The sequence below is a fragment of the Pseudomonas sp. 18058 genome (genome assembly GCF_902706155.1).
GTDB classification, from domain to species: domain Bacteria; phylum Pseudomonadota; class Gammaproteobacteria; order Pseudomonadales; family Pseudomonadaceae; genus Aquipseudomonas; species Aquipseudomonas rustica.
Genome location: NZ_CACSJY010000005.1, coordinates 41,552 through 54,927 on the forward strand (window position 1 = coordinate 41,552; position 13,376 = coordinate 54,927).

The window sequence follows — 13,376 nt, forward strand, 5'->3', positions numbered from 1 at the left end:
CCGAAATGAGACTGTCCCGCTTCTTTATCGACGCCCCCCTGAGCACCGGCGAACACGAATTGCCGGAGGCCCAGGCGCATTACATCAGCCGCGTGCTGCGCATGGCCGAGGGCGATGCGGTGCAGATGTTCGACGGTTCCGGTCATGAGTTTCGCGGCGTCCTGCTGGACGTCGGCAAGAAACGCGTGACCGTGCAGATCAACGAGCAATTCGCCGGTCAGGTCGAATCGCCGCTGCACATCCACCTCGGTCAGGGTCTGTCCCGTGGCGAGCGCATGGATTGGGCGATTCAGAAAGCCACCGAACTCGGCGTGAATGAAATCACGCCGATCTTCAGCGACCGCTGCGAAGTCCGCCTCAAGGACGAACGCGCCGATAAACGCCTGCTGCACTGGCGTCAGGTAGCGATCAGTGCGTGTGAACAATGTGGTCGTTCGCGAGTGCCGGTGATTCACCCGCCGGTGTTGTTGGCGGACTGGATCAAGCAGACCGAAGCCGAGTTGAAACTGGTGCTGCACCCGGTGGCGGAGCCGTTGGTGAGTCATGCCAAACCGGCGACGCTGGCGTTTCTGATCGGGCCTGAGGGCGGGTTGACGGATGCTGAGGTTGAGCAGGCCAAGGGCAAAGGTTTCCATGCGGCCCGGCTGGGCCCCCGCGTGTTGCGCACCGAGACGGCGCCGGTGGTTGCATTGGCGGTGGCTCAGCAGTTATGGGGTGATTTTTAGGGCCTTAAAAGATCGCAGCCTTCGGCAGCTCCTACACAGTATTCCCCTGTAGGAGCTGCCGCAGGCTGCGATCTTTTGATTTTACTGAACCGGATCACTTACAGGTTTGGCAATAATCGCCTTCAACTCGCTGGTCATCGGAAACTCCAGGTTCAACCCCTTCGGCGGAATCGGCTGTTCAAACCAGCGCTGATAAATCCCGTTGATCTCCCCCGAACGATACAGATCCGCCAACGCGCCATTCACCAGCGCCAGAAACTGCGGATCATCCTTGCGCACCATGCAGCTGTAGATTTCCCGCGACTGCTCCTCCCCCACCACCACCCAGTTATGCGGATCGCGCGCCTTGGCCCGCTCGCCGTAAAGCAGCGCGTCGTCCATATAGAACGCCGCTGCACGTCCCGACTCGAGCATCTGGAACGCCTCGCCATGATCCTTGGCGCTGATCACTGACATATCGAGTTTGTGATCGTGGTTGTAGCTCTTCAGGTAGCGCTCGTTGGTCGTGCCCGCCGTGGTCACCACGTTCTTGCCGCGCAGGTCGTCGAAGCTTTTGATGCCGCTGTCCTTGGCCGTCAGCAACTGGCCTTTGACGTAGATGAACCCATAGGAAAACGACACCTGTTTCTGCCGCTCGGCGGTGACGCCGGTGGAGCCGCACTCAAGGTCGACCGTGCCGTTCTGCACCAGCGGAATCCGTGTCTGCGAAGTGACAAGGTTGTACTTCACTTTCAAATCCGGCCGCGCCAGTTGCTGCTGTATGCGCTCGACAATCTTGCCCGCCAGATCCACCGAATAACCCATCGGTTTGCCAGTGTTGTCGCCCACGTAAGAGAACGGCACCGAGGCGTCGCGATAGCCCAGGGTGATGCTGTTGGCGCTGGCGATCTTGCCGAGCGTGCCGGTCAGCGGCGCCTCATTGGCGCGGGCCTGACTGCCGATCAGCAGTCCCAACGTACAGGCAAGCAACGTGATTTTTTGCATTGTTATTCTCCGTTGTCGGTGTGGTTGTTTGAGCGGTAAAGCGTGTATCAGTTACGCCGCACGGGGATTGAAACCGTGCAGATCAATTGACGTGTGTTGTTGGCCAATCAGCTCGCGGAGCAACTGGCCGCTGCCGCACGCGAGGGTAAAACCGAGCGCACCGTGACCGAGATTCAGCCACAGATTGCGATAGGCCGTGGCGCCCAAAAGAGGCACACCGGTTGGCGTTGCCGGACGCATACCGGCCCACTCGACAGCGGTGTCGTAGTTTCCGGCCTCGGGAAAAGTGTCGCGGGCCTGACGTTTGATCAGCGCCAATCGCTGCGGATCAACTGCCGGATCGAAGCCGACAATATCCACCATCGCCGCCACGCGCAGCTGTCCGCCGATGCGCGCGTAGACGATCTTGCGGTCGTAGTCGGTGATGCTCACGTCCGGCGCACGGTGCTCGCTACCGATCGGCACGGTCAGGCTGTAGCCCTTCAGCGGGTACAGCGGTAAACGTAAACCGGGCAGTGCCAGCAATGAACTGCGATGGCCGGCGGCGATCACCAGTTGCTCGACGGGCAGCGTTTCATCGCCCAACTCGATAGCGGTGACCGCGCCGTTACGGTGCCGAATCGCGGTCACTGGTTGGCCGAGGCGAAACTCGCAACGCCCGGACGCCTTCAATCGCGCCGCCAGTTGCTGACAGAAACCGTGGCAATCGCCGACCTCTTCGTCCGGCGTATAGATCGCACCCACGAACGGCGCATCGGCCAGCGCCGGTTCCAGTTGCGCGCATTCGCTGGCGGACAACACCTGCTGTTGCTGCGGATCGGCCAGGGCTTTGCGTGCATGCTCAAAGCTGCCGGCATTGCGGAACGTCACCAGTTTGCCGTTGCGTCGCCAGTTGAATCCGTCCAGCCCATCGTCCTCGCGCCAGCGCTTCAGCGTGCTCTGACTGAACAACGCCAAACGCAGCAGATGCGCGGCATTTTCACGGTTGACCGAAGTGCGACAGGCGGCGAGAAACGCCGCCATCCAGCGCCATTGCGCTGGATCCAGACGCGGACGCAGCTTGAGCGGTGAGTCGCCGCGCAGCATCCAGCCAATCGCCTGCACCGGCACCCCGGCATCGGCCAGCGGCGCGACGTAGCGATAGGACAACTGGCCGCCGTTGGCAAAACTGGTCTCGCTGCCGAGGGAATCCCGCGCCTCGATCACCGTCACCTCAAAACCGTCGCGCACCAGCGCATACGCCGTTGCCAGGCCGATCACGCCGCCGCCGATGATGCACACACGCTGAGCCATTGCTGCCTCTGAATCCTGCTAAAGACGGATCCGAGGTTAGAGCCAGGTGACAGCCGCCGGACAATGAATAAAGATGCCTGAACCATAAACAAAGGTTATGGACTCGCCATGCGTCTACGTCACATCGAGATTTTCCAGGCCATTCGCCAGACCGGCTCGGTCAGCGGCGCCGCGCAGTTGCTGCACGTCTCGCAACCGGCGGTGAGCAAAGTGTTGCAGCACGCCGAGCAGCAACTGGGGTTTCCGTTGTTTCTGCGCGTGCGTGGCAAGTTGCAGGCGACCCCGGAAGCGCTGGAACTGGAGCGCGAAGTCGACAAGGTCACGGAAAGCCTGCAAGGCGTGCGGCGTCTGGCGCAAAGTCTGCGTCGCGAGCCGGGACACAGTTTGCGCATCGGCGCGACGCCGGCGCTGGCCTTGTCGCTGCTGCCGCCGGCGATTCATCAGTGGACAACGCGCTACCCGGACATCGCCTGCGAACTGTCCAGCGCGCACAGCCGCGAGCTGATGCAGAATTTGTTGATGCGTGAAGTGGATGTCGCGCTGACCTTGCAGTTGCCCGATCACCCGGGTCTGAAGGCGCAAGCGCTGGCTTCAGGGGTGTTGGTGGCGTTGGCGCCGAAGGATTTCTGGCCGGTTGAAGAGGCAGGAAAACCGTTGCCGTTGATGGCGCTGGCGGGGGCGTCGTTGATTGGTTTGTCGAGTGCCGATCCGTTGGCGGCGCGGCTCGACAGTTACCTGGAAGCGGTCGAACCGCCGCCGTTGGTGCGGATTGCCGTGCAGACGTATTCACTGGCGCGGGCGATGGTGGAATCGGGCGCGGGGGTGGCGGTGATTGATCCGTTTACTGCGCTGGGCGCGTCATCGGCGACCACCACAATTCGCCCATTGGCCCCGCCGTTGCCGATCACGCTGTACGCCGTAACCCGCGCCAGCGAACCACCGCCGCATACCCTCAACGATCTGCTGAAAATCTTCAGCGATCGTGCGCAAAAGCAACTGGATGAACTCGTTCCCCTGTAGGAGTGAGCCTGCTCGCGATGGCGGTGGATCAGCCAAAAACTCTGTCGCCTGACCTGACGCTATCGCGAGCAGGCTCACTCCTACAGGGGGATGGTGGCGTGCCTAAAGGACATAAAACATAATCGCCACAAAGTGCAGCAGACTCCCGGCGATCACGAACAAATGCCAGATCCCGTGCGCATGCCGCAAGCGATGATCAAGGGCAAAAAAGATAATCCCCACCGTATACAAAACCCCGCCCGACGCCAGCCAGGCAAACCCGGTCGTGCCCAGCGCCGCGATCAAAGGCTTCACCGCTACCAACACAATCCAGCCCATCACCGCGTAAATCACGATCGACAGAATCCGCGCTTCCGAACGCGGTTTGATCTCTTGCAGAATACCGATCAGCGCCAGCCCCCAGACAATCCCGAACAACGTCCAGCCCCACGGCCCGCGCAGGGTTACCAGGCAGAATGGCGTGTAACTGCCGGCGATCAACAGGTAGATCGAAAAGTGATCGACCTTCTTCATGATCGCTTTCTTGCGCCCGCGCACGCTGTGGTACACGGTCGAGGCGCTGTAGAGCACCAGCAAGGTGAACGCGTAAATCGCCACACTGACAATCTTCCACGGGCTGCCGTCGAGGCAGGCGATCACCAACATCCACACGCCACCAATAAATGCTGCCACCGCCCCGACCAGATGGGTCCAGGCGTTCAATCGTTCTCCGTGATACATGTATTGCTCACCTCACATTCATTACCGCAGCGCGTAAGGCTCGGGCCTTGAGCGTAAAAGCGCAATGTTTCTGTTCAAAGCCAAGATCAAAAGATCGCAGCCTTCGGCAGCTCCTACAGGTGATCGCATTCCAATGTAGGAGCTGCCGAAGGCTGCGATCTTTTGATCTTCCGTGCACAATCGGCCGATACCAAAAAGAGTCCGCGCCATGCTGATCGACGAAGAATTGACCCTGAAAAAACTCGAGGTGTTCCTCGCCTTCATGCGCACCGGCAACCTCGCTCGTGCTGCGGCCGAGTTGCAGACCAGCAACGTCAGCGTGCACCGCGCCATTCATTCGCTGGAAAGTGCCTTGCGCTGCCCGTTGTTCAAACACGAAGGCCGCAACCTGACGCCGCTGGAAAGCGCTTACGTCCTCGAAGAACGCGCACAGAAACTGATCAACGACGTCGTCGAAAGCGTGCGCCTGACCCGCGAAGCTGCCGGATTCTCCGCCGAACGTTTCAAACTCGGCTCCCTGTATTCGCTGACGGTAAAAACCGTACCGCAGCTGATCATGGGCCTGAAAATCCGTCGCAGCGAACTCAACATCGACCTGATCCTCGGCTCGAACATCGACCTGCTCTACAAGCTGAAAAACATGGAAGTCGACGCGATTCTGGTGTCGCTGGACGACAGCATCAACGACCCGGACTGCGAGCAGATTGCGCTGTTCTCCGACGACATCTTCCTCGCCACGCCAGCGGATTCAAAGTTTGCTCAGCGCAGTGAAGTCGATCTGGCGGAAGTGCGTGATGAAACGTTCATCACCCTGACCCAGGGCTTTGCCACGCATCAGGACGGCAACCGGGTGTTCAAGCAGGCGGGGTTCGAGCCGAAAGTGGCAATGCAGGTGAATGACATTTTCACGCTGCTGAGCATGGTCAGTTCGGGGGTGGGTTATGCGTTGCTGCCGGGGCGGATTGCGGCGGTGTATGAGAACCGGGTGAAGCTGATTCCGTTGCAGGCGAAGTATCGGTTGCAGCAGCACATCGGGGTGGTGTTTTTGAAGGCCAAGGAGCGCGATCCGAATTTGCTGGCGTTGTTGGCGGAGTGTCGGATGTATGCGAATCGGCAGTTGGCGGATTAACAGCAGATCAAGAGCTTACCCCCTCACCCCAGCCCTCTCCCCCAAGGGGGCGAGGGGGAAAGGGAGCAGATCGGGGGCTTTTCAGAACTTGAGTTCGACTCAGAACTTTCAGGTCGATGTATACCGCCAAAACACCTCGGTCAGTCCCCTCTCCCTCCGGGAGAGGGTTAGGGTGAGGGGCTTTTGATCTTCAGCCCACAATCCCGCGAACAATGAAGAACAACAGCGATGGCCCCAGCAAGCACCCCAGCCCGGTATGGAACGTCGCCGTTAACGCGCCATAAGGCACCAACCGCCGATCCGTCGCCGCCAGCCCAGCTGTAACGCCGCTGACAGTCCCGGCCAAGCCACCAAACACCATCGCCGAACGCGGGTTATCCAACCCCATCCAGCGCGCCGCCACCGGCGTACCGACCATCACCAGAATCGCCTTGATCAACCCGGTCGCAATCGACAACGCCATCACATCTGACGTCGCACCAATCGCCGCGCCCGTCACCGGCCCGACAATATAAGTCACCGCGCCCGCACCAATGGTGGTCATGCTCACCGCATCACGATATCCAAATACCCAAGCCATACACGCGCCAACAATGAACGGCAGAATCGTGCCCAGCAACAGCGCGACCACACCGATCAACCCGGCCTTTTTCGCCTCGGTCGCCTGTACTTCAAACGCCGTGGCCACAATCGCAAAGTCACGCAGCATTGCCCCGCCCATCAGGCCGATGCCGGAGAACAACGTCAGGTCCGCCAGGCCTTTCTGGCCGCCAGTCATGGTGCCGCCGACCCACGCCAATACCAGGCCGATAACGATGGCAATCGCCGAGCCGTGAATGCGTCCGAACGTCAGGCGTTTGGAGAGCACCACCGACACCCACATGATCACGCCAACAAAAGCGAATGCAGTGACCAGACCGTTGTGTTCCAGACCTTTTTCGATGAGATCCCACATATCAGCGACCCCCTACTGGCGTGCCGACCGGGGAGATTTCCAGCGGTTCGTCAGGCAACGGTTCACCTTTGTGGGTGCGGCTGATCAAGGCAATCGTGCAGCCGCAGACCACCACCGAACCAATCGCGGCCAGCACCGCCACCGTGCCGCCATGCAGCGCAGTGACGACGTTCTGTTGCGCGGCCATCGCCACCACCACCGGAATGTACATGGCGCCCCAGAAGCCGACGCCCATCTCGCAATCCTTGGTCATGCCGCCGCGTTTCTGCATCCACAACCGCGCGCAAATCAGCAGGATCATGGCGATGCCGACCCCGCCGACGTTGGATTTGACGCCCAACAACGCGCCGAGCATGTCACCCATGATCACCCCTGCCAGCGTACAGATCGCGAGCAGCGCCACACCGTAAATAATCATTGTTGTAGTCCTCAAAGTGCATCGTCGAATGTTGTTTTTGTTGTTCGAAGCTTGAGTCGCGGCGGTTTAGGGTTGGCGGCTACCCTCCTCACGCAGCAGCGCTTGCAGGGTGTCGAGGCGAGCGCTGTCGAAGGCCGTCACGGTGCCTTGTTCGAATACGCGGCGGGCGAGTCCGGTCAGGACTGCACCGGGCGGTAATTCGATCTGTAGCCGCACGCCGCGCTCGTAGGCGCTTTGCACGGTGCCGCGCCAATCCACCACGCGGCACATGTTGAAGGCGAGGTCGTCGCGCAACGCTTCGACTTTGCTCACAGGGCGTGCGCGACTACCGCTCAGGTAAGCGATCTGCGGTGTCTTCAACTCGACTTTGGCGAAGGTCTCGGCGAGGGTTTGCGCCGGTTTCTCCAGCAGCGGACAGTGCGACGGCACGCTCACCGCCAGACGTTTTGCCAGACCGGCGCCGCGACTGCGCGCCAGATCCGCGACCGCTTGCATCGCCTCGTCACTGCCAGCAATCACCACTTGGTTGTCGGCGTTGATGTTGGCCAGATACACCGGCGAATCCTCGCTGTGCACCTGCGCCAGCAGCGTTTCGACTGTGGATAATTGCAGGCCGATGATCGCGGTCATGCCGTAGCCCTGTGGATAAGCCTGTTGCATCAACTCACCGCGCAGGCTGACCAGATGCAACGCATCGCTGAAGCTCAAGGCCCCCGCAACCACTGCTGCGGGATAAGCGCCGATGGACAGACCGGCGACGTAATCCGCCGTGAGTCCGTCCTGCAACAACTGCCGTGAAGCCGCGACACCAGCGATCAGCAGGCAGAGTTGAACTGCTCTTGTCGTGCGCAGTGCCTGAGCAGAATCGAGCAGCAAAACATTTTCACCAAGCACATCACTGGCCTCGACCAGCGTTTCCCGAGGCAAGCGCTGAAGCATGCCCGCCTGCTGCGCGCCCTGGCCGGGGAATACCAACAAGCTGCTCACGCTGCCTGCTCCTGCGGGTTCCACGGATCAATCATCAGACAGGCCTGATGAGCGTTTTTCAGCAGCACGCGCGCCGAACCGCCGGCCCACTCACGCAACGCCACAGCACCGAACGGTGTCTGCAATTGCATGTCGATCCGGCACGCGGCTTGATCGAAAAGCTCAACGAACTTGCTTGCCTGATTACGCGTGATCATCTGCGGTGTCCGCAAAATCAAATCGAGATCGCTGGCCGCGTGCATCGCGGTAAAACCACTGGCCAATTCAAACCCGACACTGCCGCTGACACCCCAGACCCAACCGCAATCGTCGAGCATCGGCCGCAGTTGTTTGAGCGCCTGCATGACTGGCAGATCGCGCTCGCTATCGACCTGACACAGCGCTTCCGGGCTGACCCGACAGGCAATCGAATCGACCGCCATAAACGCCGCCAAGCGCTGCTCGCGCAACACTCCGCGCACACCGACCGCGATAAAACCCTCATCGCTCAGCGCCCGCCGCACGACCACCGGTTGCCCGGCGGCCAGCGACTCGACGGCCCACAACGGCGCATCCGCCGGCAGCTGCGCCGGGGTCATGCCCCAGAGCAGATCATGGGCCAGAGGGGTGCTCACCACTGTGCCCTCAACAGTTCGCGCACACGGCTGGAGGCAGCACGATTTTTCGCGCCGAGACGATTGCTCAAGTCAGTGCTGGAGATATCGCTGATGGCCTGTTTCAGGCATCCGTTCACCCGTGCCAGATCCTCTGCGGTTGGCTGTTCAATCTGCTGCACCGACAAGGTTTCCCAGAGCAATCCGAGGCTGGCATAACTGTCGATGTCATAAGCCATCGGCGGCACACTGGCGGCCAGCGCTTCCAGTTCTTCAACACTGCGCAACGTCACCCGCGCCGCCGACGCCTTGCCCATCGCATGCACCATCACACCCGGATCACGCAGCGCGATCAGGCGGTTGGCCTGATAACCATGAGCAAGAAACGCCCCGGACATCGCTTTCCCCACCAACAACGCAATCACCGGATGCCCGGCCAGACGCGCACGGGCATAACTGTCCGCCGCACCGGCCAACGCCTGATGAATGCCGAGCGCTTCTTCGCGGCGACCATAAGCCTGGCTCGGCACATCGACGATGGCGATGATCGGGCGCTTCTGCGCTTTATCGCGGTCAGCCGTGATCGCGTCATCCACAGCCTTGGCCAGACCCCAGCCTTCGAGCAAGCCGACTTCGCCATTACGAGCACGCGGAAAACGATTGTCCGGGTCAGCGACCACAGCGATAAAACGCCCCAATTCACCGTCAGCAACCCTCAACGATGGCGGCAGCCCTTCGACACTTCTAGCGCCCGCGCTCAAGGCGTTGAACCAGTTCAAACCGCGCAATGAATAGCCGCTCATGAGCGCTCTCCTTGATACAGATCGCGAACCACCGACGGTTCGATTTGCGGGTCAGTGTTCAGACTGCTCAGGCGTTGCAGAAACCACTCGGCGCGCTGGCTGCGTGGTTTCGCTGGCAAACCCTGCTGCAGTAATTCACCGATCTGCTGACGAATCTTCGCCACGTCATCGGCGACGTAACGATCCACCAGACCACTGGCGAAACGCTGCTCGCCGCCAGTCAGGCTCCAGATGAAGGGCCGGTCGCGGGAGTCGTATTCCTCAATCCCGGCTTCCTGTTCGATAACCTGCGGACCGTTCAAACCGAGGCGCGCTTCCTGAGTCACCAGCAAATAGCTGCACAGCGCAGCGGCAATCGACATGCCGCCGAAACACCCAACGCTGCCGGCGACCACACCGACCACCGGTTGGTACTGCTGCAAATCGACAATTGCCGCATGAATATCAGCAATCGCCGCCAGCCCGAGATTGGCTTCCTGCAAACGCACGCCACCGGTTTCCAGCAGCAACACCGCGCGGGTCGGAATGCCTTTGCGGTTGTCTTCAGCCGCCAGTTCCAGCGCGCCAGCAATCTTCGCCCCGCCGACTTCGCCAAGGCTGCCACCCTGAAACGCGCCTTCAATCGCGGCAATCACCACCGGCAACCCATCGAGGCTGCCCTTGGCGATGATCACACCGTCATCGGCCTGCGGCACCACGCCCTGACGTTCAAGCCACGGCGACATCACCCGTTGAAACGGATCAAGCAACTCACGAAAGCTGCCGGCATCGAGCAAGGCTTTCGCCCGTTGCCGCGCGCCGAGCTCGACGAAGCTGTGTTTGTTGAGCAACGCTGCGCTGTCAGTCATGGCCGATCTCCTCGAAACCTTGTTCCAGACGCAAGCGAACCACGCCCGGCGTCGCGCCGAAATCGTGGATATCAATAGCCATGGCCGGCGGCGTGGTGCCGTCGAACATCCGCGCAAACAGATGCTGCCAGCGCAGTTGCGCGCCGTTGACCGAGGTCTGCACATTGATCGTCAGCTTGCCGGCCAGGCCCGGTTCGATCAGCACTTCCAGATCACCCGAGCCGACACAGCCGACCAGCGCGCGACCGCGTGGTGGCTGCCCGGCGGGGAATTCAAACGATAGGGTTTCCATCAAAACGCTCCCTGAAGGATGCCGTTGTGCTCGATACGGTCGAGCAGCAGCGTGGCGGCGAGCAAATCGGCGGCGCCACCGGGCGAGGCATTCAATGCGATGAGTTGTTGATCCAGTTCGTGCAAGCGACGACGACCGCTGAGGCTGGCGCTGCCACCGGCGTCGAGCACCGCTTGCGCGCCGAGTTGCATGGCCTGCAAACCCTCTTCGCCGGCGCGGTAGAGCACGCAGGTGTCGGCCAGATTGGTCATGATTGCGAGCAAGGCGTCGAGCCGGGCGTTCTGTTCGCCGCTTGCTTGGGCACGGCTGCGTTTGAGTTGTGGCAGGCCGCGTTGCAGCACCGAAGGGAAGCCGAGTTGCGCTTCTTCACGCGCGCCGCGTGCGCCGTAACGCAGGGCGACTTGCGCGCCATGGCTCAAGGGTTTGGGTGCGTGGCGATCGTCCAGCAAGGCCAAACGTGCAGCGCGCAGTGAGACTGCGTTGGCACTAGAGGATTGTGGTTCCAGCGCAGCGGCGGTCACCAATAATCCCAAGGCCCAGATCGCCCCACGATGTGTGTTCACACCGTTGGTGGTGGTGAGCATCGCTTGTTCGCCTTCACGGCCGATACGGCCAATCGCTTCGCGCAACGTTGAATTGACTTCACCGATTGCAACCGCCGCTTCAGCCATTTCCTTGAACGCCGGCCACAACGACAGTGCCGAAGCGTGCATCAGACCCAAGTGCAGATCGGTGTGTGCGCCGTTGCCGCGACGGTCGACCAGTGCCGGTTTCGGCGACAGATCGGCTTCGTCGATCAACGCGTCCACCGCCAGATCGGCCAATCGATCAGCCAGGGACAGCGGTTTCGCTTGCAGGTTAAGTGCGTGCATTACCAGCTCCTGAATTTCGCGGGCGGGTTGTACAAGCCGCCGGACCACTCGACCAGATCAGCCACGCTTTTCGCCGCGAGCAATTCGCGGGTGGCGTCGGTGCGGCGGATACCGAGGTCTTCGGGCAAGGCGATCAGGCCTTCGCGGCGCATACGTTCGGTGTCTTTCGGGTTGTGGCGCAGGCCGATGGCGGTGACGCCCGCAACCGCGGCGATCATTGCCTGGCGCTCTTCCAACGAACGCGCCTTGTACAGGTAGGCGATGCCTTCTTCAGTGAGCAGGTGGGTGACGTCGTCGCCGTAGATCATGATCGGCGCCAGCGGCATGCCGCTTTTCTTCGCCACTTCTACCGCGTCGAGGGTTTCGACGAAGGTCGGTTTGCCGCCCTCCTGGAACGTCTCGACCATTTGCACCACGAGTTTCTTGCCGCGTTCGAGCATCGGTTGCTGCGAGTCGTCGTGGCGCATGTCCAGCCACGCCGGGGTGCCGTGACGGCGACCGCGCGGGTCGTGGCCCATGTTCGGCGCGCCACCGAAACCGGCGAGGCGGCCACGGGTGACGGTCGAGGAATGGCCATCGCCATCGACCTGCAACGTCGCGCCGATAAACAGATCTACCGCGTACTGCCCGGCGAGTTGGCAGAACATGCGGTTGGAACGCAGCGAGCCATCGCGACCAGTGAAGAACACGTCCGGGCGCGCGGCGATGTAGTTCTCCATGCCCAGTTCGGTGCCGAAGCAATGCACGCTTTCGACCCAACCGCTTTCAATCGCCGGGATCAATGTTGGATGCGGATTGAGCGTCCAGTTGCGGCAGATCTTGCCTTTGAGGCCGAGGGATTCGCCGTAGGTCGGCAGGATCAATTCGATGGCGGCGGTGTTGAAACCGATGCCGTGGTTGAGCGACTGCACGTTGTGTTTTTCGTAAATGCCACGGATCGCCATCATCGCCATCAACACGTGCACAGGCTTGATGTGCCGTGGGTCGCGGGTGAACAGCGGTTCGATGTAGAACGGCTTGTCGGCCACCACGACGAAATCGACCCATGACGCAGGAATATCTACGCGAGGCAGTTCGCTGACGTCGTCGACCAATTGGTTGACCTGGACGATGACGATACCGTCGCTGAACGCCGCCGGTTCGATCAGTGCCGGGGTGTCTTCGGTGCTCGGGCCGGTGTAGATGTTGCCGGCGCGGTCGGCCATGAACCCGGCGGAGAGCACGACGTTGGGGATCAGATCCACCACCAGCCGGGCGTAGAGTTCGATGTAAGTGTGGATCGCGCCGATTTCCAGCAGGCCGTCTTCGAGCAACTGGCTGATGCGCAGGCTCTGGGTGCCGGCGAAGGAGAAATCGAGCTTGCGGGCGATGCCGCGTTCGAACAGGTCGAGGTGCTCAGAGCGGCCGACACTGGGCATGATCATGTGCAGGTCGTGGAGCTTTTCCGGGTCGGCTTTGGCCAGCGAACGCGAAAGGAAATCCGCTTGCTTCTGGTTGTTGCCCTCGAGTACCACACGGTCGCCGGGATGAATCAGCGCTTCGAGCGCGGCGACGATCTTGTCGGTGGGCAACACCACACCGTCGGCCAGCCCGCGCACCTTGTCGAGGCGGCGCTGCTTCTCATCGCGCCGCCGCGTCCAGCGCGAGTCGGGGGAAATTGTTGTTGTCATGCTCACTCCACGGGGTTCGCTGTCGTGGAGCTAAGGTAGGCGTGTGGGGTGGGGGCATCAATCAAGC

The 13,376-nt window shown here is 61.2% G+C and carries 15 protein-coding genes; 3 read left to right on the forward strand and 12 right to left on the reverse strand.

The genetic code is table 11. The annotated features are described in order from the left end of the window. The first annotated feature begins 5 nt into the window (after positions 1–5). Complete coding sequence (locus GVL50_RS04135; RefSeq protein ID WP_159811870.1) at positions 6–725, forward strand: 16S rRNA (uracil(1498)-N(3))-methyltransferase; 720 nt, start codon at positions 6–8, stop codon at positions 723–725. Between the two features lie 81 nt (positions 726–806). Here the strand turns inward: GVL50_RS04135 and GVL50_RS04140 are convergent, their stop codons facing one another. Continuing rightward, on the reverse strand, positions 807–1,709 hold the full coding sequence (locus GVL50_RS04140) for a transporter substrate-binding domain-containing protein (protein ID WP_159811871.1): 903 nt from the start codon (positions 1,707–1,709) through the stop codon (positions 807–809). 51 nt (positions 1,710–1,760) lie between these two features. Beyond that, a complete protein-coding gene (locus GVL50_RS04145) occupies positions 1,761–3,002 on the reverse strand; it encodes a D-amino acid dehydrogenase (RefSeq protein WP_159811872.1) in 1,242 nt (413 codons plus the stop codon). A gap of 108 nt (positions 3,003–3,110) precedes the next feature. On the opposite strand from GVL50_RS04145, the gene GVL50_RS04150 reads away from it, so the two are divergent. Then, complete coding sequence (locus GVL50_RS04150) at positions 3,111–4,022, forward strand: LysR family transcriptional regulator (protein ID WP_053124671.1); 912 nt, start codon at positions 3,111–3,113, stop codon at positions 4,020–4,022. 102 nt (positions 4,023–4,124) lie between these two features. Here the strand turns inward: GVL50_RS04150 and GVL50_RS04155 are convergent, their stop codons facing one another. Next, on the reverse strand, positions 4,125–4,742 hold the full coding sequence (locus GVL50_RS04155) for a hemolysin III family protein (protein ID WP_159811873.1): 618 nt from the start codon (positions 4,740–4,742) through the stop codon (positions 4,125–4,127). Between the two features lie 208 nt (positions 4,743–4,950). On the opposite strand from GVL50_RS04155, the gene GVL50_RS04160 reads away from it, so the two are divergent. Further along, a complete protein-coding gene (locus GVL50_RS04160; RefSeq protein WP_064388098.1) occupies positions 4,951–5,871 on the forward strand; it encodes a LysR substrate-binding domain-containing protein in 921 nt (306 codons plus the stop codon). Between the two features lie 190 nt (positions 5,872–6,061). Here GVL50_RS04160 and madM read toward each other — a convergent pair whose 3' ends face one another. The 9 genes from madM to mdcA all read right to left on the reverse strand — a co-directional run bounded on the left by madM (position 6,062) and on the right by mdcA (position 13,309). After that, positions 6,062–6,826, reverse strand: a complete 765-nt coding sequence (gene madM / locus GVL50_RS04165) for a malonate transporter subunit MadM (RefSeq protein WP_053124677.1) — start codon at positions 6,824–6,826, stop codon at positions 6,062–6,064. Between the two features lies 1 nt (position 6,827). Next, the gene (gene madL, locus GVL50_RS04170) at positions 6,828–7,244 is read right to left on the reverse strand and encodes a malonate transporter subunit MadL (protein WP_053124679.1); all 417 of its coding nucleotides are present in this window, start codon (positions 7,242–7,244) and stop codon (positions 6,828–6,830) included. Between the two features lie 66 nt (positions 7,245–7,310). Then, a complete protein-coding gene (mdcH, locus tag GVL50_RS04175; RefSeq protein WP_159811874.1) occupies positions 7,311–8,231 on the reverse strand; it encodes a malonate decarboxylase subunit epsilon in 921 nt (306 codons plus the stop codon). Continuing rightward, positions 8,228–8,848: a malonate decarboxylase holo-ACP synthase gene (locus GVL50_RS04180; protein ID WP_159811875.1), complete on the reverse strand. Its 621-nt coding sequence runs from the start codon at positions 8,846–8,848 to the stop codon at positions 8,228–8,230. Before GVL50_RS04180 ends, mdcH begins: the two co-directional genes overlap by 4 nt. Continuing rightward, on the reverse strand, positions 8,842–9,627 hold the full coding sequence (gene mdcE / locus GVL50_RS04185) for a biotin-independent malonate decarboxylase subunit gamma (protein WP_159811876.1): 786 nt from the start codon (positions 9,625–9,627) through the stop codon (positions 8,842–8,844). Before mdcE ends, GVL50_RS04180 begins: the two co-directional genes overlap by 7 nt. Continuing rightward, entirely contained in the window at positions 9,624–10,475 is an 852-nt protein-coding gene (locus GVL50_RS04190; protein ID WP_159811877.1) for a biotin-independent malonate decarboxylase subunit beta, read from the reverse strand. The genes mdcE and GVL50_RS04190 overlap by 4 nt, the downstream gene beginning before the upstream one ends. Then, a complete protein-coding gene (locus GVL50_RS04195; RefSeq protein WP_007913697.1) occupies positions 10,468–10,767 on the reverse strand; it encodes a malonate decarboxylase subunit delta in 300 nt (99 codons plus the stop codon). The genes GVL50_RS04190 and GVL50_RS04195 overlap by 8 nt, the downstream gene beginning before the upstream one ends. Next, positions 10,767–11,639, reverse strand: coding sequence for a triphosphoribosyl-dephospho-CoA synthase (locus tag GVL50_RS04200; protein WP_159811878.1), 873 nt, complete (start codon positions 11,637–11,639; stop codon positions 10,767–10,769). The genes GVL50_RS04195 and GVL50_RS04200 overlap by 1 nt, the downstream gene beginning before the upstream one ends. Next, a complete protein-coding gene (gene mdcA, locus GVL50_RS04205; protein ID WP_093429846.1) occupies positions 11,639–13,309 on the reverse strand; it encodes a malonate decarboxylase subunit alpha in 1,671 nt (556 codons plus the stop codon). Before mdcA ends, GVL50_RS04200 begins: the two co-directional genes overlap by 1 nt. Between the last annotated feature and the right edge of the window lie 67 nt (positions 13,310–13,376).

Coding starts and splice junctions, on each gene's coding strand:
- GVL50_RS04135 (WP_159811870.1), top strand. CDS start 6: ATGAGACTGTCCCGCTTCTTTATCGACGCCCCCCTGAGCACCGGCGAA.
- GVL50_RS04140 (WP_159811871.1), bottom strand. CDS start 1,709: ATGCAAAAAATCACGTTGCTTGCCTGTACGTTGGGACTGCTGATCGGC.
- GVL50_RS04145 (WP_159811872.1), bottom strand. CDS start 3,002: ATGGCTCAGCGTGTGTGCATCATCGGCGGCGGCGTGATCGGCCTGGCA.
- GVL50_RS04150 (WP_053124671.1), top strand. CDS start 3,111: ATGCGTCTACGTCACATCGAGATTTTCCAGGCCATTCGCCAGACCGGC.
- GVL50_RS04155 (WP_159811873.1), bottom strand. CDS start 4,742: ATGTATCACGGAGAACGATTGAACGCCTGGACCCATCTGGTCGGGGCG.
- GVL50_RS04160 (WP_064388098.1), top strand. CDS start 4,951: ATGCTGATCGACGAAGAATTGACCCTGAAAAAACTCGAGGTGTTCCTC.
- madM (WP_053124677.1), bottom strand. CDS start 6,826: ATGTGGGATCTCATCGAAAAAGGTCTGGAACACAACGGTCTGGTCACT.
- madL (WP_053124679.1), bottom strand. CDS start 7,244: ATGATTATTTACGGTGTGGCGCTGCTCGCGATCTGTACGCTGGCAGGG.
- mdcE (WP_159811876.1), bottom strand. CDS start 9,627: ATGAGCGGCTATTCATTGCGCGGTTTGAACTGGTTCAACGCCTTGAGC.
- GVL50_RS04190 (WP_159811877.1), bottom strand. CDS start 10,475: ATGACTGACAGCGCAGCGTTGCTCAACAAACACAGCTTCGTCGAGCTC.
- GVL50_RS04195 (WP_007913697.1), bottom strand. CDS start 10,767: ATGGAAACCCTATCGTTTGAATTCCCCGCCGGGCAGCCACCACGCGGT.
- GVL50_RS04200 (WP_159811878.1), bottom strand. CDS start 11,639: ATGCACGCACTTAACCTGCAAGCGAAACCGCTGTCCCTGGCTGATCGA.
- mdcA (WP_093429846.1), bottom strand. CDS start 13,309: ATGACAACAACAATTTCCCCCGACTCGCGCTGGACGCGGCGGCGCGAT.